We start from the raw sequence: 16,124 nt of genomic DNA, 5'->3' as shown, positions 1-16,124 counted from the left end.
GCGACGCTCGAACCGGTCCGACCGGAACGGGGGACTCGCCGGGGCGGTCCTCGACGCCGGCCCGGCGAGCGGGTCCGGTGTGGAGCGCGCGCCCCGCCGGAAAAGGAGTGCCGACGGTGCGACAGTGGTGGCGGGGCGCGCGCGGGCGGATCCGCGCCGACGGCATGACCGTGGTCGAGCTGACCCTTGCCGCGACCGTCGCCTGGATGCTCGCCGCGCGGGTGATCGGCCACCCGGACCCGTTCTTCGCGCCCACGGCCGCGCTGGTCGTCCTCGGCGAGGCACGGGGGCGGCGGGTCCGGCAGACGGTGGAGATCCTGCTCGGGGTCGCGGCCGGGGTGCTCGTCGCCGAGCTGCTGGTGTACACGCTCGGCCCCGGCACCGGCACCGTCTTCCTGGTGCTGCTGCTGACCACCGGCCTGATGGTGGCGATCGGGGCGCGCACCACCCTCGTGGTGCAGGCGGCGGTCTCCGCGATGTACCTGGTGGCGGTCGCCGCGCCCAGCGGCACGCTGATGCCCTTCCGATTCGTCGACGCGCTGATCGGCGGCGTGGTCGCGCTGGCCGCGAGCCAACTCCTGGCGGCCCGCGACCCCCTCGCCCCGCTGGTGCAGGAGGCCCGGCAGAGCTTCGCCGACCTCGCCGAGGTGCTCGACGCGCTCGACGACGCGCTCGCCCGCTGCGACGAGACCGTCGCCCGGACCGCGCTGGACCGGGCCCGGGAACTGGACGACTGCGTGGACCGGCTGCGCACGGCGGTCCGGGCCACCGGGGAGACGCTGCGGTTCCGGGTCCGCCGGCGGCGGCACGTCGGGCAGGTACGGGAGGTGGAGGCGACCGCCCGGCAGCTGGACTACGCCGTGCGCAACGTCCGGGTCCTGGCCCGCGCCGGGGTGACGCTGACCCGGCTGTGCACCGACACGCCGCCGGAACTGGGCGACGCGATCCCCGCCCTGGCCGCCGCCGTACGCGCCGCTGGCGAGGCCGTCGCGACGGACCTGACCGGCGAGGACGCCGCCCGGCACGCCGCCCGGGCCGACGAGGCGGCCATGACCGCGGTCCGGGTCGCCGGCCGGCTGCTCGCGTCCGACCCGGCGCTGCCCGTCACGATGATCGTCGGCCAGATCCGGGCGACCGCCATCGACCTGCTGCGCGGGGTCGGCCACGACGACGTCGCCGTGCTGGAGCGGGTGGACGAGGCGCTCGGGGTGGTGCCCGCTCAGGTGGCGTCGCAGCGCTCCGAGAGCGCGTAGCGGACCAGCACGACGTCGCCGATCTGGCGGGTCTCCGCCACCCGCGCCCGGCGACCGGGATGCCAGGGGAAGCTCCCGTCGCCGACGAACCGGGGCGCCCGCCCGTCACCGACGAAGAACGGGGCCAGGACCAGGTGCAGCTCGTCGGCGAGGCCCGCGGTGAGGAACTGCCCGAGCACGCTCGCCCCGCCCTCCACCATCAGCCGGTCCACGCCCCGGCCGGCCAGGTCCGCCAGCAGCCACGCCGGGTCCACCGGCTCGCCCGCGTCCACCACGGTGGCCCGGCCCGCCAGCCGCTCCCCCGTCTTCGCCACGGCCGGGGTGGCACAGTAGACGATCCGGTCGGCGTCGCCGGTGGTGAAGAAGCGGGCCGTCGGGTCCAGGTCGCCGCAGCCGGTCACCGTCACCTTGGTCGGGGAGGCGGGCAGGCCCCGCGCGACCCGTTCGGCGCGCCGCCGCGCGGAACGGACCAGCAGACGCGGGTCGTCGCGGCGGACCGTGCCCGCGCCGACCAGGATCGCGTCGCAGCCCGCCCGGACCGCGTCGACCCGGTCCAGGTCGGCCTCGTTGGACAGCAGCAGCCGCTGCCCGCTCGCGTCGTCGAGGTAGCCGTCCATCGACGTGGCGCAGCTGAGCAGGACGTACGGGCGGTCAGTCACGGACGAAGGGCAGGTCGAGGGCGTGCCCGCCACGCCCGGCCTTCGCCGCCAGGTAGCCGGCGTTCGCCGGGGACAGGTGCACCCCGGTGGGTACGCGCGCGGTGACCGTCACCCCGAGCCGCTGAAGCTGTGCCGCCTTGTCCGGGTTGTTGCTCAGCAGGGCGGCCCGGTCCACGCCCAAAGCGGCGAGCATCTGCGCGGCCACGGTGTAGTCCCGCTCGTCGGGCTGGTGGCCCAGCGCCAGGTTCGCCTCGTAGGTGTCCAGCCCGGCGTCCTGCAACGCGTACGCGTCGAGCTTGGCGTACAGGCCGATGCCGCGTCCCTCCTGCCGCAGGTAGAGCAGGTAGCCGCCGGCGTCGGCGATGCGTTCGACCGCCTCGCGCAGTTGGGGGCCGCAGTCGCAGCGCCGGCTGCCGAACACGTCCCCGGTCAGGCACTCGCTGTGCGGGCGGACCAGCGGCGGCGACGGGCGCGCCGTGGCCCTGTCGACGGGGCCGGCCCGGTCACCCAGGCCGAACGCGAGGTGCTCCCGGCCGTCGACGAGACCGTCGAAGGAGAACACCCGGGCGGTGGTGAGGTATCCGTCGGGGAACCGCAGCGGCACGGTGACCTGCGTACGGACCGTGGCGGCGGGCGGGGATTCGGACATCGGGCTCCTCGTCAGACGGTGCCGGCGGGCACGCGGGCACGGCGGACCAGCAGGACGGCGGCGCCGGGCAGGCTGGCGGCGAGCACCAGGACCCCGTACACCGTGGCGGTGGCGACGCCCTCGGCGGCGCTCAGGCCGGCGGCGCCGAACGCCCACGCGGCCACGCCCTCGCGGGGGCCGAAGCCGGCGACGTTCACCGGCACCCCCATGGCCAGCAGCGCCAGCAGGGTCAGCGGCACCAGCAGGGTCAGCGGCGCGGTGGAGCCGGCGGTACGCGCAGCCAGCACGAACGTCGCGAGGTGGCCGGCGACGGCCACGGTGGAGGCCACGAGCACACCCAGCCAGGCGCGGCGGCCGAGCAGCCCGGCGCGCACGTCGGCCACCGCCGCACGCGCCGCGCGCGCCCACCGCGACGGCCCGGCGGTGGGCAGCGCGCGGGCCAGCAGGACGACGCCCAGCCCGGCGGCGGCCAGCAGCGCCGCCACCGCCGGCAGGTGGGGCCGCACCGGCGACGGGAACGCGGCGAGCACGACCACCGCCACGGCGGCCAGCACGACCTGCCCGGCGACGCGTTCCCACACCACCGCGCGCACCCCCCGGCCGACGTCGCCGACGTCGCGGCCGTGCCGCACCGCCCGGTGCACGTCGCCGAGCACACCGCCGGGGAGAGTCGAGTTCAGGAACACCGCCCGGTAGCAGTGCGCGAGCGCCGTCGGCAGCGGCAGCCGCACCCCCAGCCCGTTGGCGACGAGGCTCCACCGCCAGGCGCAGCAGCCCGTCGTCAGCGCTCCGATGGCGACGGCGGCGGCCAGCGCCGGGCCGTCGACCAGGCGGAGCCCGGCGAGGAACGGGCCGGTGCCCAGCCAGCCCAGCAGCACGGCCAGCACGCCCCCGCCGCCGAGCGTCCGCACCCACGGCCAGCACCGGCGCGCCACCAGCCGGGCCCGTCCCGGACGCTCGCCTCGCCGGTGGGCGCGCACCGGCGGGGCGCCCGGTTCAGCCACAGCCGGCCAGCAGGTCGAGGTGCTCGACCAGCACGTCGAGCCGGCCGGCGGCGATCTCGGCGCGGCGCCGGCGGGCGTACGCCCGGGTCGGGCCCGTCAGCTCTGGCCGCTGCTCGCAGGCGGCGTCGAGCCAGCCGGTGAACCACTCGCCAACCAGCTCCGCCCGCTGCGGGCCGAGCCGCCACGGGCTGGGCCGCAGGACCACGTCGACGCCGTGCCGGGCGAACGCCGCCGCGCAGGCGTGCACGGCGTCCGGCCCGAGCAGGCGCCCGTCGACCGTGCGTCGCTGGTGGTCGTTGAACGCGTCGGCGATCCGCCCGTCCCACGGATCCGCCGGGGTGAGCCGCACCCGACCGGTCACCGACAGGGCCAGCAGGGCCGGGCGGCCCGCCCCGGCGCAGGCCGCGACGAGCCGCTCGACCTCCTGCGCGGTGAGCATGTCCAGCAGCGCGGACGCGGTGACCAACGACGCGTCGGCGAGGTCGGCGGCCGTCAGCCGGGTGAGGTCGCCGCAGCGCACCTCGACGGTGACCGGGCCGCCGTCACCCGCGGCGGCGGGCATCCCGGCGGCCGCGCGGGCGAGCAGGTCGGCGTCCCGGTCGTGCAGGATCCAGTGCTGCGGGCCGGGCAGTCGCGGCGCGAGCCACCGGGCCATCGCGCCGGTGCCGGCGCCGAGGTCGTGCACGACGAGCGGTCCGGCGCCGGCCAGCCGGGGGCGGACCAGGTCCACCAGGTCCTCGGCACGGGCCGCCGCGTCGGCGGGCTCCCGCAGCGCCAGCCAGTGCGCGAAGCGCGGCGGCAGGTGCCCGGTCATGCCGCGGCCGTCCCGGCCAGCACCGCGCCCGCGACGGTCGCGGGAACCGTCCAGTCGTCGAGCGTGCGCCGCCGCCCGCGCGCCGCCCGCCGCAGCGCCCGACGCAGGTCGGGCTCGCCGAGCCAGCGCCGCAGCGCGCCGGCCAGGGCCGCCGGGTCGTCGGGCGGCACGAGCAGTCCCGGCGCCGCGCCGTCGGGCGCGCGGCCCAGGGCCTCGGGCAGCCCGCCGGCCGCCGTGGCGAGCACCGGCACGCCCCGCGCGAGGGCCTCGGTGACCACCATCCCGTACGTCTCCCGGCGCGAGGCCAGCACCAGCAGGTCGGCGGCGGCGTATGCGGCGTGCAGGGCCGCCCCGGTGCGCGGGCCGACCAGGCGCACCCGGTCGGCGAGACCGTGCCCGGTCACCCGCCGCCGCAGGGCCGCCACGAACCCCGGGTCCCGGGTCAGCGGCCCCACGCAGACACAGCCCCAGGGCAGGTCGGCGACCGCCGCCAGTGCCTCCACCAGCACGTCGTGCCCCTTGTGCGGGGCGAGGGCGGCGACGCAGAGCAGGTTTCCGCCGGCCGGTGACCCGGGCGCGGGCGGGGCCGGGTCCACGCCGGGCCGGGCGACGTGCACCCGGTCGGCCGGCAGCGCGTACCGGTCGAGCAGCCGCCGCCGGGTCCACTCGCTGGTGGTGACGACCGCGCCGGCGGCGGCCAGGGCGGCGGCCTCGGCGTCGTGCTCCAGCGGCAGGTGCACGAGGACGACGAGGCGCAGCCGCCGGGCGTGCGTGGCGAGCACCTCCGGCACGCAGGAGGCGACCAGCCCGTCGAGCAGGACCGGCGACCCGTCGGGCAGCGCCGCGAGCACCGTGGCGAGCCCGGCGCGGGCAGCCCGGTCGGGGCGGGGCCAGTCGCCGGGCACGGCGTGTTCGCGGACCGTCCAGCCGGCCGCCGCGAGGCCCCGGCAGAGCCGGCGGTCGTAGCCGTTGCCGCCGCTCGGCTCGGCCGGGTCGTCGATGTCGTTCGGCAGCACGACGTGCACCGTCGCCATTCAGAGCGACCGTTCGTAGCTGGCCCAGGCGACGTGCGACTCGTGCAGCGTGACGGTGATGCCGGCCAGGGCGCGCGCGCCCGCGCCGAGGTCGCCGGCGCGTACCCGCTCGGCGAGACGGTCGGCGACCGCGCGGGCCAGCACCTCGGTGGTCGTGTTCACCCCGGCGAAGGCCGGGTCGTCGTCGAGGTTGCGGTAGGTCAGTTCCCCGAGCACCGCCTTGAGCTGGTCGGTGGCGAGCCCGATGTCGACCACCACGCCGTCGGCGTCGAGGTCGGGGCGGCGGAAGGTGGCGTCCACGACGAAGGTCGCCCCGTGCAGGCGCTGCGCCGGACCGAACACCTCCCCCCGGAAGCTGTGGGCGATCATCATGTGGTCTCGTACGGTCACGCTGAACACGGGTCACTCTCCGTCGTAGGTGATGAGGTGGCACAGTGCGGGGAGACTGCCGGCGGTCAGCCGGGCCAGCACGTCGGGCAGCTCCGCGAAGCGGGACTCGCCGGTGAGCAGCGCGTCGAAGGCGGGATCGGCGAGCAGCTCCAGGGCGAGCCCCAGCCGGTCGGCGAAGCTGCGGCTGCCCCGTCGGGCCGGCGCGACGGCGCCCACCTGGCTGCCGCGCACGCTCAGCCGTCCGGAGTGGAACGCCCCGCCCAGCGCCAGCGCGACGGTGCGGTCGCCGTACCAGCTCAGCTCGACGACGGTGCCCTCCGGCCGGAGCAGCTCCAGCGAGCGTTGCAGGCCGGCGGCGGTGGCGCTGGCGTGCACCACGAGGTCCCGCCCGCCGGCGGCCTCCTCCGGCGGGGCGAAGCCGACGCCGAGTGCGGCGGCGACGGTCGCCCGGGCCGGGTCGGTGTCGACCAGCTCCACCCGCACGCCCGGGAAGCGGGCGAGCAGCGCCGCCACGCAGCAGCCGACCATGCCGCCGCCGACCACGCTCACCCGGTCGCCGACCAGGGGCGCGGCGTCCCAGAGCGCGTTCACCGCCGTCTCCACCGTCCCGGCGAGCACCGCGCGGGCGGGCGGCACCGCGTCCGGCACGGGCACCACCGCGCCGGCCGGGACCACGTACGCGGTCTGGTGCGGGTGCAGGCAGAACACGGTCCGGCCCCGCAGCTCGTCCGGGCCCCCCTCGACCACCCCCACGTTGAGGTAGCCGTACTTCACCGGCGCCGGGAAGTCCCCCTCCTGGAACGGGGCGCGCATCGCCGCGTGCTGGTCGGCGGGGACGCGGCCGGCGAAGACCAGCGTCTCCGTGCCCCGGCTGACGCCCGAGTACCGGCTGCGGACGAGCACCTCGTCCGGGCCGGGGTCGGCGAGCGGTGCCGACCGGATCTCACCCTCGCCGGGCGTACGCAGCCAGAAGGCGCGCGCCTCACCGGTCACCGGCTCCTCCTCACCCGCATCCGGGGCGAACCGAACGGCGGTATTTCCCGTAGTTCCTGTCGGATGTCGTCGACGATAGACACGGAGGCACGGTGCCCACGGTTCGAAAAGACCCGGCGATCGGGCTGATCGTCCAGATTGTCCTGCTGGCGGGGCTGGCCGCGACGGTCGGTCTCGGCCCGGCGGGCTGGCTCGCCGGGGCCGCGTACGGGGCGGCGCTGTGCCTGATCCTCGACCGGGGGCTGCGCCGGTCGGGCTCGCACGCCCTCGGGCCGGCCGACCGGGTGACGCTGGCCCGGGCACTCCTCGTCGGCGGCGTGACGGCGCTGACCGGCGACGCGCTCGCCCCGACCGCCGTCGACCGGGCCGCGTCGGTCGGGGTGCTGGTCGCCCTCACCGCCGTGGCGCTGGTCCTCGACGCCGTCGACGGGTACGTGGCCCGGCGCACCGGCACCGCCAGCGCGCTGGGGGCCCGCTTCGACATGGAGGTCGACGCGTTCCTCATCCTCGTCCTCGGGGCGGCCGTCGCGCCCGCCGTGGGTGCCTGGGTGCTCGCCCTCGGCGCCATGCGGTACGCGTTCGTCGCCGCCGGATGGGTGCTGCCCTGGCTGCGCCGGCCGCTGCCCCCGAGGTACTGGCGCAAGGTCGTCGCGGCGGCGCAGGGCGTGCTGCTGCTGGTCGCGGCTGCCGGGGTGCTGCCCGGACCGGGCGACGCGCTGGTGCTGGCGGTCGCGCTGGCCCTGCTCGTCGAGTCGTTCGGCCGCGACGTCGGGTGGCTGTGGCGGCGCCGCTCGGCCCGGGCGGTGCCACCGGGCGCCCCGCGCCGCCGGATCCGGCCCGCGGCGGTACGCCCCGACCTCGTCACCGCCCGTGACTGACCGCCCCCCGTCGCCGCCCGCGACCGAGCCGCCCTCGTCGCCGCCCGCGAACGACCGGCCCTCGTCGCCGCCCGGGACCGGACGGTCGGCTGTCGGGGCGCGCGGCCGTACCTCCGAAGGAGCGGGCGGGAGGCGGCGGGGCGCGGCGCGGGTGACGACCGCGCTGGCCGCCCTGCTCGTGCTGGTCGCCCTGACCGCGCCGCACCAGCCCGCCCGGCTCACGCCCGGCGCGTTCGTGCGGGTGCCCCTCGAAGGTCTGCTCGTGGTCGCCGTGCTGCTCGCCCTGCCGGCCCGCGCGCGGCGGCCGGTGGCGGCGCTCGCGGGCGCGCTGCTCGGGTTGCTGGCCCTGCTGAAGGTCGCCGACCTGGGCTTCCTCGCGACCCTCGGCCGCCCCTTCGACCTGGTGCTCGACTGGGCCCTGCTCGACGACGCGCTCGGGTTCCTCACCGATTCGGCCGGGCGGGCGGGCGCCGCCGGGGCGGTCGTCGCGGCCGTGCTGCTGCTCGCCGCCGTGCTCCTCGCGACGACGCGGTCCGTGCTGCGGCTGACCCCCCTGCTGGTGCGGCACCGCGCCGCCACCCGGCGCATGGTCGCCGCACTGGTGGTGATCTGGCTGGCCTGCGCCACGTTCGGCGTGCGCGTGTCCCCCGGCGTGCCGGTGGCCGACGCCGCCGCGACCGAGCTGGTCGGCGACCACGCCCGCCAGGTACGCGCCCGGCTGCGCGACCGGGAGGTCTTCGCGGCCCAGGTCGGCGTCGACGCGTTCCGGGACGCCCCCGGCGACCGCCTGCTGACCGCGCTGCGCGGCAAGGACGTGGTGGTCGCCTTCGTGGAGAGCTACGGGCGCGACGCGGTGGAAAACCCGGAGTACGCCCCGGGCGTGGGCGCCGTGCTGGCCGACGGGGACCGCCGGCTGCGGGCCGCCGGCTTCGCCTCGCGCAGCGGGTTCCTCACCTCGCCGACCACCGGCGGCGGCAGCTGGCTGGCCCACGCCACGCTGCTGTCCGGCATGTGGGTGGACAACGACCAGCGGCACCGCAGCCTGCTGGCCAGCGACCGGTTGACGCTGGGCGGCGCCTTCCGGCGGGCCGGCTGGCGCACGGTGGGTGTGATGCCGGCCGCCACCCGACCCTGGCCGGAGGGGGCCTTCTTCGGCTACGAGGCCTTCTACGACGCCCGCAGCCTCGGCTACCGGGGGCCGAAGTTCAGCTACGCCCCGATGCCCGACCAGTACACCCTGGCGACCTTCGAGCGCCTGGAACGCTCCCGGGCGGATCGCGCCCCGGTGATGGCCGAGATCGCGCTCGTGTCCAGCCACTCCCCCTGGACGAGGATCCCGCGCCTCGTCGACTGGTCGCGGGTCGGCGACGGGACCGTCTTCCAAGGCGAGACCACCGGCAACCCGTCGTCGCAGCCCCGCGCCGGCTACCGCCGGTCCGTCGAGTACTCCCTGGGCACCCTCGTGTCCTACCTGGAGGCCCACGGCGACGACGACCTGGTGCTGGTCTTCCTCGGCGACCACCAGCCCGCCCCGGTCGTCACCGGCGCCCGGGCGAGCCGGGACGTGCCGGTCACCGTCGTCGCCCGGGACCCGGCCGTGCTCGACCGGATCTCGGGATGGGGCTGGGACGACGGACTCCGGCCCGGGCCACGCGCGCCGGTATGGCCGATGGACGCCTTCCGCGACCGGTTCCTCACCGCCTTCGGCGGCTGACCCCGCCCGCGCGACACCGTGGGCGGCCCGCCCCCGGGACGCCCGGCGGAGCGCCTTCGGGAGCCGAACGGGCCGGCGCCGGAGCGCGGGCAGGCCGCGTCGGGACACCGCCGGCCCGCCTCCGGGGCACCGGACAAGGCCGCCTCCGGGGCACCGGACGGAGGCCGCCGTCGGGCAGGTCCCGGCGGGGCGTCCGCGGCACGGGCCGGTTCCGTCAGCGGGGTGCCACGAGGCCGGCGTAGTCGTCGGCGGCCAGGGGTCGCCGGGACAGCGACCCGTCGGCGCGCGGCACCCCCAGCGGGGCCCCGCCCCGGAAGAAGGCCACGGTGTCGACGTCGGAACGGGCGGTCAGGGTGCAGACGATCTGCCCGAAGGCGAGGACCTCGTCGCTGCGGCCCGTCTCGTCGCCGGCCCCGCCGAGGTCCACGTCGACCTCGTTGCCCCGCGGCCGGGCAGCGGCGACCGGCACGGCCCCGGGCAGCGCCGTCGTCAGGCCCCGGTCGCGCTCGGCGGTGGTCGGGCCGGCCAGCAGGTGCTGGAGCTGGGCGTCGACGGTGGGCGTGCCGTCGACCCGACGCTCGACGCGGACCAGCCGGTCGTCGCTGACGAAGCAGAGCACCTCCGTCGTCCGCCCCGCCGTCAGGGTGGGGGTCGGTGTCGCCACGATCGCCCCCGGCGAGGGGAACGGCCCGGGCGGGGGTGCCACGGCGCGCGGGGCGCGCTCGGTCGGGACGCCGCAGCCGCCCAGCAGCCCCAGCACGACGAGCGCGCCGCCGACGGCGCGCCACCGGCCCGGGCGGCGCGCGGGTGGGGGGTTCGCGGGCGGGGGGTTCGCGGGCGCGCGGCCGGTCGCGGCGGGCGGAGGGCTCGCGGGGGCACGACCGGTCGCGGCGAGCGGGGAGTTCGCGGGCGGGGAGCCGGGCGCGGCGGGCGACGGCTGCACGGGCGCGCGGCGGGTCACGGCAGCACCCCGGGCAGCTCGACCCGGAAGCGGGCACCCCCGCCGGGGCGGTCGCCCGCGCCGGCCCGCCCCCGGTGCGCGGCGGCGTGCTGCGCGACGATGGCCAGCCCGAGCCCGGTGCCGTCGCCGTCGCCACGCGAGTGCGCGGCCCGGCCACGGACGAAGCGGTCGAAGATGGGGTCACGGTCCTCCGGCGGCACGCCCGGCCCCTCGTCGTCGACCTCGACGATCCCCGTCCCGTTCCGCTGCGACAGCCGCACGGCCACCGGCCCGCCGCCGTGGCGCAGCGCGTTGTCGACCAGGTTGGCCAGGATCTGCTCGACCCGACGCTCGTCGACCAGCCAGGTGGGCGGGACACCCGCGCCGACCCGGACGAGCGTGGCCGGCAGCCCACGGACCTGACAGGCGCGGCGGGCCAGCGCCGCCACGTCCACCGGCGCCCGGTCCACCGGCTGGTCGCTGCGGGCCAGCTGGATGAGGTCGTCGACCAACTGCTGGAACCGGGTGATCTCGTCGGCCACGAGGCCGGCGGCGGTGGCGGTGCGCTCGTCGAGATGGGCCCGGCGACGGGCCAGGACGCTGGCCGCGGCCGAGAGGGTCTGCAACGGCGAGCGCAGCTCGTGGCTGACGTCCGCGGCGAAGCGCCGGTCCCGCTCGATACGCCGGGAGAGCTGGTCGACCATGTGGTTGAAGGACGTGGAGAGCCGGGTGAGGTCGGGGTCGGTGGTCGCGGCGAGCCGGGCGGAGAAGTTGCCCGCCGCGATCTCCTGCGCGGCGTCGGCCACCGCCGTCAGCGGCCGCAAACTGTGTCGGGTGGCGTACCAGCCCAGGGCGGCGCCGGACCCGGCGACCACGATGGCCACGGCGGTCAGTGCCAGCGCCAGGACCCGCAGGGTCTGGTCCAGCTCGCGCAGCGACGTCAGCTCGTAGTAGCTGGTGGACGGGGCCAGCGGCAGGCCGACGAGCAGGGTGGGCTGGCCGTTGACCCGGACCCGCTGCACTGCCGGTTCCCCGGCGTGGACGAGCTGTTGCAGGTCGACCGGGATGGCGGCGGTCAGGCCGGCGTCGGCCGTACGGGCGTACCAGTCGTCGCCGCGGTGCAGCAGCGGCCGGCGGTTGCCGCCGGTGTCGAGGGACCGCAGCACCTCCACCACGTCGAGGGCCTCCGTGTCCAGGCCGGTACGCACCACCGCCGCGTCGAAGTACGCCGCCCGCACGGCGGTGCGCTCCCGCTCGTCCAGCAGGGATCGCCTGGTCAGTTCGTACGAGACCAGCGCCATCGAGGCCGACAGCAGCAGCGCGCCGACCGCGAAACCGGCGGACACCCGGGCCCGCAGTCCGAGGCGCCTCACCGGGTCAGCTTGTAGCCGAGGCCGCGCAGGGTGACCAGGTGCCGGGGGTTGCCCGGATCGTCCTCGATCTTCTGCCGCAGCCGACCCACGTGCACGTCGACGAGCCGCTCGTCACCGGTGTCGTAGCCCCAGACCCGTTGCAGCAGCTGGTGGCGCGACAGCACCCGGCCGGCGTGCTCGGCCAGCTCGCACAGCAGCCGGAACTCGGTGCGGGTGACCGGCACCGGCTGCCCCGCCAGGCGTACCTCCCCGGCGTCCGGGCTGATCTCCAGCTGCCCGAAGGTGAGCACCGGTACGGGGTCGGGCGCCGCCCGGGCCCGGCGCCGCAGGGCGCGCAGCCGCGCCGACAGTTCCTTGATCGCCACCGGCTTGACCACGTAGTCGTCGGCCCCCGCCTCCAGTGCCGCGACGATGTCGTGGGTGTCGTCGCGGGCGCTGACCACCACGATCGGCACGTCGTCGTCGCGGCGCAGCCGCCGGATGCACTCGAAGCCGTCGAGGCCCGGCAGCATCAGGTCGACCAGTACGGTGTCGGCCGGCTCCCGGCGCTGCCGCAGCAGTCCCTCCTCGGCGGTGGCCACGCCCCGGACGCGGTAGCCCTCGTCCTCGAGCGCGAGCAGCAACGCCAGACGGATCCGGTCGTCGTCCTCGATCACCAGCACGTCCGTCATACCGGCATCATCCCCAAGGCGGCGACGGGCGCCCAACCGTGTCCGGCGTTCGACGGTTTTGTCACGCAACTGTCATACAACCGCGTGACCCGCGCCACGGGCGGCGCCGAGGGTGGTGAGGAACACCCGTGGGCCGGCTGCCGTCGGCCGACCGGCCCGGCAGGAGGGACCAGATGACCGTCGCCGGTCTCCTCACCGCGCTCGCCGTCGGTCTCCTCGTCGCCGGGGCGGGCTGGTGGGTGACCCCGCGCCGGCGGGAGGTGCCGGCCTGGCTGGCCCTGGTGGCGGGGATCGTCACCGCGCTGCTCGGCGTCATCCTGGCCCGCATCGTCGGCCTCGACACCGACCGGTCGGGCGCGTGGCGCGTCGGCGTGCCGGCCGCCTCGGCCGTCGTCGGCGTCGCCCTCGTGGCGGCCACGGCCGGTCCCCGGCGCGCCGCCGCCCCGCCGCGCGGGACGGGGCCGGACCTCGACACCGCCCAGACGCCGCCGGTCGCGGGCCGGCGCGTGGCACGGCCCGACCTCCCGTGGAGGAAGACACGATGACCGTCGTACCGGACGAGCACCTGATGACGTTGATCTGCGACAGCTGCGGGGACACGACCACGGGCACCGCCTGCGTCCTGCCCGACGCCGAGGTCGTCTGGACCCTGGTGGCCGAACACGGCTGGAGCGGCTCGCCGTTCGCCACGGGCCCGCACCGCTGTCCCCGGTGCAGCCTGCCGGGTCTCGGGGGCGACGCCACGGGTCAGGGCGGGCCGCCGGGCGGCGGTGCGCCGGGCGTGGACCATCTCGACGACGTCGCGGCGGTGACGGCCGCCGGGAACGTCGACGTCGACACCGCCGACGAGCTGCGGGCCGCCCTGCGGCAGGCGGTGGACGTCGGCGGGCACGTGGTGGTCGACCTGACCCGGGTGCGCCTCATCGACGCCGGCGGGCTCGCGCTGCTCGTCCGGGCCCACCGCGACGCCCGGGAGCGTGGCGCCGTGCTCTGCCTGGCCGCTCCGTCCCGTTTCATCCGCACCGTGCTGCACACCATGCGGCTCGACGGGCTGTTCCCGGTCTTCGCGAGCCCGCAGGAGGCGCTCCGGCGGCTCTCCCCGGGCGGGGCAGGTGACACCGCGGGGCTGGCGGCCGTCGCCGCCGGGCCGGGTCCGCGCGGCCGCCGTGCGGCGGCGGCGACCGAGGCGTCGTCCCGCTGACCCGACCGCCGGGCCCGGGCGGCCCGGCCCGCAGACCATCGAGAGGAAGCACGCCATGCTCATCCCCTGGCCGTACCCGGACGAGGGCGGGTTCCGCCCCGAGCCGCCGGGCCCCTCGCCGGACGACGAGGACGGCCGGTTGGCGGCGCTGGTCGCCCAGCGGCTGAGCAGCGACTGGACCACCCGCCGCCAGCAGATCGTGGTGACCGTACAGAACCGCGTCGTCATTCTCGCGGGCATCGTGACCGGGCCTGAGACCCGGCGGGTGGCCGGCGAGATCGCCTGGGACGTCCGGGGCGTCGCCGACGTCTGCAACGCCCTGCGGCTCGCCGCCTCGCGCCGGTCCCGCCACTGAGCGCCGGCCCCTTCACCGAACGCCCGCCCCTTCACTGAGCGCCCGCTCCCGACGACCGCCGCGGCGTCCGACCGGGTGGACCGGTCCTCCCGGCCGAGGGCGGTCCCGGCGTCCCGGGGACGGTCAGGCCGCGGGCTGGTCAACCGGGCAGGCGTACGCCGTGCGACCGCCCAGCTGCCACGTGCGCACCCGGGCGCCGCAGCGCCGGCAGGTCGGCCGCTTGTAGACCCACCGCTCGTCGGGTGCCGCCGGGTCGCTGACCACCTGGCCGGCGTCGCGACCCAGCGTGAGGTACGCGACGGCGAGCTCCCACAGCCGGCTGGCCGGCGCCGTCCCGACCGCCCGGGCGTCGGGGTCGAGGCCGGCGAGGAAGAGCAGCTCCGCCCGCCAGGCGTTGCCGAGGCCCGCCCACACCGCCTGGTCGAGCAGCGCCGCGCCGACCGCGCCCCTGGCGGCGCCGAGCCGGCGTACGGCGTCCTCGCCGTCGGCGTCGGCGCGCAGCGGGTCCGGGCCGAGCGAGGCCCGCAGCGCGCGCTCGCCGTCGTCCGGGAGCGGTTCGCAGCGGATGGGCGCGATCAGGTCGTACGCGACGCCGGCGCGGGCCAGGCGCAGCCGGACGCCCTTGCGGGGCGGGACGGCCGGGTCGTCGTGGCGCAGGAACAGCCCGCGCATGCCGAGGTGCACGTGCAGGGCCGGCGCGTCGTCGACGTGGTAGAGCAGGTGCTTGCCGTACGCCTCCACCGCCCGCAACCGCCGCCCGTCGTACGGGCCGGCGTCGAGACGCCCCTGCGGGCTGGACACGGCGAGGACCTGCCCGGCGAGGGCGGCGTGCTGCTCGCGCGCGTACCGGTGGACGAGGTGGCCCTCGGGCATGCGGCCCGGGTACCCGAGGCACGGGCGCGAAAACGGCGCGTCCGGGGCGCGGGAACACCGGCGATCGGTCCGCAGTTGTCCCTTTCGTGACCGACGTTGTCCCGCACCCGCGGCTGTTCGACATCCGGCGGATCTACGTAGAGCCGGAGGCCGCCGGGCTGCCCCGCGGGCGGGCCGTGCTGGAGCGCTTTCCCGATGCGGAGCGCGTCGAGGTCGAGAGCCACTCCCGCATCCCGGAGTTGTACGGGGACGAGACGAACGTGGCCCGGTGGGTGCGGATCAAGACGGAGGCCCTGGTGCTGGGGGTCAAGAAGTCCCTGACCGCCCGCCCGAACGGCCGCTCGGCCGACTTCATCGCCCCGTCCACGGCGAACGGCTGCGCGATGGCGTGCGCCTACTGCTACGTGCCGCGCCGCAAGGGCTACAGCAACCCGGTGACGGTCTTCGCCAACATCGACCGGATCGCCGGCTACCTGGGTCGGCACGTGGGCCGGCAGGGCGTCAAAAGTGAGCCGAACCAGTGCGACCCCGCCGCCTGGGTCTACGACATCGGCGAGAACTCCGACTGCTCGGTGGACGCCCGCATCTCCGACAACGTCCGGGACCTGGTGACCCTGTTCCGGGGCCTGCCCACGGCGAAGGCCACGTTCGCCACGAAGCACGTCAACCGTGACCTGCTCGACTGGGATCCCCGGGGCCGGACCCGCATCCGGTTCTCGCTGATGCCGGCCCGCGACGCCAAGCTGCTCGACATCCGGACCTCCCCGGTCGCGGAGCGGTTGGCCGCCGTCGACGACTTCGTCGCGGCCGGCTACGAGGTGCACGTCAACTTCAGCCCGGTGGTGGTCCGCGACGGGTGGCTGGACGACTGGGCGGAGCTGCTCGACCAGCTCGACGACGCGCTCGGGCCCGCCGCCAAGGCGCAGCTCGCCGCCGAGGTCATCTTCCTGACCCACAACGACCGGCTGCACGAGGTGAACCTCGGCTGGCACCCGAAGGCCGAGGAGATCCTCTGGCGGCCGGATCTCCAGCAGCCGAAGCGGTCGCAGACCGGCGGCTGGAACGTGCGGTACCGCACCGGCAGCAAGGGCGCCTACGTGGCGGCGTTGACGGACCTGATCGCCGCGAAGGCGCCGTACTGCCGGGTCCGCTACGCGTTCTGACGGGCTCCGGTGCACGGAACGCAGTTCAGGGCCACCCCCGAAAGGGGTGGCCCTGAACTGAAAGATTGTCCGGCGGTGTCCTACTCTCCCACACCCTCCCGAGTGCAGTACCATCGGCGCTGGAGGGCTTAGCTTCCGGGTTCGGAATGTAACCGGGCGT

Annotated in this window: 16 protein-coding genes, 1 rRNA gene and 2 pseudogenes; 7 read left to right on the top strand and 12 right to left on the bottom strand. The window is 77.0% G+C overall.

Features of this window, described 5'->3' with window-relative positions; genetic code table 11:
• Positions 1 to 116 precede the first annotated feature (116 nt).
• Positions 117 to 1,253 (top strand): FUSC family protein, encoded by a 1,137-nt coding sequence (locus tag ABZ573_RS20060; RefSeq protein WP_358119777.1) that lies wholly within the window; start codon positions 117 to 119, stop codon positions 1,251 to 1,253.
• Here ABZ573_RS20060 and ABZ573_RS20055 read toward each other — a convergent pair.
• From ABZ573_RS20055 to ABZ573_RS20025, 7 genes are read right to left on the bottom strand one after another with little or no spacing between them, the layout of a single operon-like run.
• Positions 1,220 to 1,912, bottom strand: coding sequence for a dihydrofolate reductase family protein (locus ABZ573_RS20055; RefSeq protein ID WP_151453125.1), 693 nt, complete (start codon positions 1,910 to 1,912; stop codon positions 1,220 to 1,222). The two genes, ABZ573_RS20060 and ABZ573_RS20055, sit on opposite strands and share 34 nt — an antisense overlap.
• Positions 1,905 to 2,561: a GTP cyclohydrolase II gene (gene ribA / locus ABZ573_RS20050; protein ID WP_327028726.1), complete on the bottom strand. Its 657-nt coding sequence runs from the start codon at positions 2,559 to 2,561 to the stop codon at positions 1,905 to 1,907. The genes ABZ573_RS20055 and ribA overlap by 8 nt, the downstream gene beginning before the upstream one ends.
• Positions 2,562 to 2,572: 11 nt before the next feature.
• Positions 2,573 to 3,499 (bottom strand): lysylphosphatidylglycerol synthase domain-containing protein, encoded by a 927-nt coding sequence (locus ABZ573_RS20045; protein ID WP_358120027.1) that lies wholly within the window; start codon positions 3,497 to 3,499, stop codon positions 2,573 to 2,575.
• 58 nt (positions 3,500 to 3,557) lie between these two features.
• Positions 3,558 to 4,379, bottom strand: coding sequence for a methyltransferase domain-containing protein (locus ABZ573_RS20040; RefSeq protein ID WP_358119773.1), 822 nt, complete (start codon positions 4,377 to 4,379; stop codon positions 3,558 to 3,560).
• The gene (locus ABZ573_RS20035) at positions 4,376 to 5,413 is read right to left on the bottom strand and encodes a glycosyltransferase family 4 protein (protein ID WP_358119770.1); all 1,038 of its coding nucleotides are present in this window, start codon (positions 5,411 to 5,413) and stop codon (positions 4,376 to 4,378) included. Before ABZ573_RS20035 ends, ABZ573_RS20040 begins: the two co-directional genes overlap by 4 nt.
• Positions 5,414 to 5,812 (bottom strand): 6-carboxytetrahydropterin synthase, encoded by a 399-nt coding sequence (locus tag ABZ573_RS20030; RefSeq protein ID WP_151453121.1) that lies wholly within the window; start codon positions 5,810 to 5,812, stop codon positions 5,414 to 5,416. It lies immediately after the preceding gene.
• Positions 5,813 to 5,815: 3 nt separating this feature from the next.
• Complete coding sequence (locus ABZ573_RS20025; RefSeq protein ID WP_358119767.1) at positions 5,816 to 6,796, bottom strand: zinc-binding alcohol dehydrogenase; 981 nt, start codon at positions 6,794 to 6,796, stop codon at positions 5,816 to 5,818.
• A 92-nt stretch (positions 6,797 to 6,888) separates the two neighbouring features.
• Between ABZ573_RS20025 and ABZ573_RS20020 the strand changes: the two are divergent.
• Positions 6,889 to 7,602 (top strand): annotated as a pseudogene (locus ABZ573_RS20020) (CDP-alcohol phosphatidyltransferase family protein); the annotation flags it as partial.
• A gap of 199 nt (positions 7,603 to 7,801) precedes the next feature.
• A pseudogene (locus ABZ573_RS20015) lies at positions 7,802 to 9,370 on the top strand (sulfatase-like hydrolase/transferase); the annotation flags it as partial.
• Between the two features lie 232 nt (positions 9,371 to 9,602).
• Here ABZ573_RS20015 and ABZ573_RS20010 read toward each other — a convergent pair.
• From ABZ573_RS20010 to ABZ573_RS20000, 3 genes are all read right to left on the bottom strand, one after another.
• The gene (locus ABZ573_RS20010) at positions 9,603 to 10,148 is read right to left on the bottom strand and encodes a GerMN domain-containing protein (RefSeq protein ID WP_327031236.1); all 546 of its coding nucleotides are present in this window, start codon (positions 10,146 to 10,148) and stop codon (positions 9,603 to 9,605) included.
• Positions 10,149 to 10,345: 197 nt separating this feature from the next.
• Positions 10,346 to 11,701: a HAMP domain-containing sensor histidine kinase gene (locus ABZ573_RS20005; RefSeq protein WP_327028730.1), complete on the bottom strand. Its 1,356-nt coding sequence runs from the start codon at positions 11,699 to 11,701 to the stop codon at positions 10,346 to 10,348.
• The gene (locus ABZ573_RS20000) at positions 11,698 to 12,372 is read right to left on the bottom strand and encodes a response regulator transcription factor (RefSeq protein ID WP_151457378.1); all 675 of its coding nucleotides are present in this window, start codon (positions 12,370 to 12,372) and stop codon (positions 11,698 to 11,700) included. Before ABZ573_RS20000 ends, ABZ573_RS20005 begins: the two co-directional genes overlap by 4 nt.
• A 173-nt stretch (positions 12,373 to 12,545) precedes the next feature.
• On the opposite strand from ABZ573_RS20000, the gene ABZ573_RS19995 reads away from it, so the two are divergent.
• From ABZ573_RS19995 to ABZ573_RS19985, 3 genes are read left to right on the top strand one after another with little or no spacing between them, the layout of a single operon-like run.
• Positions 12,546 to 12,917: a GlsB/YeaQ/YmgE family stress response membrane protein gene (locus ABZ573_RS19995; protein WP_192581595.1), complete on the top strand. Its 372-nt coding sequence runs from the start codon at positions 12,546 to 12,548 to the stop codon at positions 12,915 to 12,917.
• Entirely contained in the window at positions 12,914 to 13,573 is a 660-nt protein-coding gene (locus ABZ573_RS19990) for an STAS domain-containing protein (protein ID WP_358119763.1), read from the top strand. Before ABZ573_RS19995 ends, ABZ573_RS19990 begins: the two co-directional genes overlap by 4 nt.
• A 55-nt stretch (positions 13,574 to 13,628) precedes the next feature.
• On the top strand, positions 13,629 to 13,928 hold the full coding sequence (locus ABZ573_RS19985; protein WP_358119760.1) for a BON domain-containing protein: 300 nt from the start codon (positions 13,629 to 13,631) through the stop codon (positions 13,926 to 13,928).
• 123 nt (positions 13,929 to 14,051) lie between these two features.
• Here ABZ573_RS19985 and ABZ573_RS19980 read toward each other — a convergent pair whose 3' ends face one another.
• The gene (locus ABZ573_RS19980) at positions 14,052 to 14,801 is read right to left on the bottom strand and encodes a DNA-formamidopyrimidine glycosylase family protein (RefSeq protein ID WP_358119757.1); all 750 of its coding nucleotides are present in this window, start codon (positions 14,799 to 14,801) and stop codon (positions 14,052 to 14,054) included.
• Between the two features lie 86 nt (positions 14,802 to 14,887).
• Here ABZ573_RS19980 and ABZ573_RS19975 point away from each other — a divergent pair, with 86 nt between their 5' ends.
• Positions 14,888 to 15,964 carry a spore photoproduct lyase family protein gene (locus ABZ573_RS19975; protein WP_358119754.1) on the top strand — a complete coding sequence of 359 codons (1,077 nt, stop codon included), beginning with the start codon at positions 14,888 to 14,890 and terminating at the stop codon, positions 15,962 to 15,964.
• A 67-nt stretch (positions 15,965 to 16,031) separates the two neighbouring features.
• Here ABZ573_RS19975 and rrf read toward each other — a convergent pair.
• Positions 16,032 to 16,124, bottom strand: a 5S ribosomal RNA gene (gene rrf, locus ABZ573_RS19970); the annotation flags it as partial.

This window comes from Micromonospora sp. NPDC007220 (assembly GCF_040634035.1).
In the GTDB taxonomy this organism is placed as follows: domain Bacteria; phylum Actinomycetota; class Actinomycetes; order Mycobacteriales; family Micromonosporaceae; genus Micromonospora; species Micromonospora reichwaldensis.
This window is presented reverse-complemented; position numbering and strand designations above follow the sequence as displayed.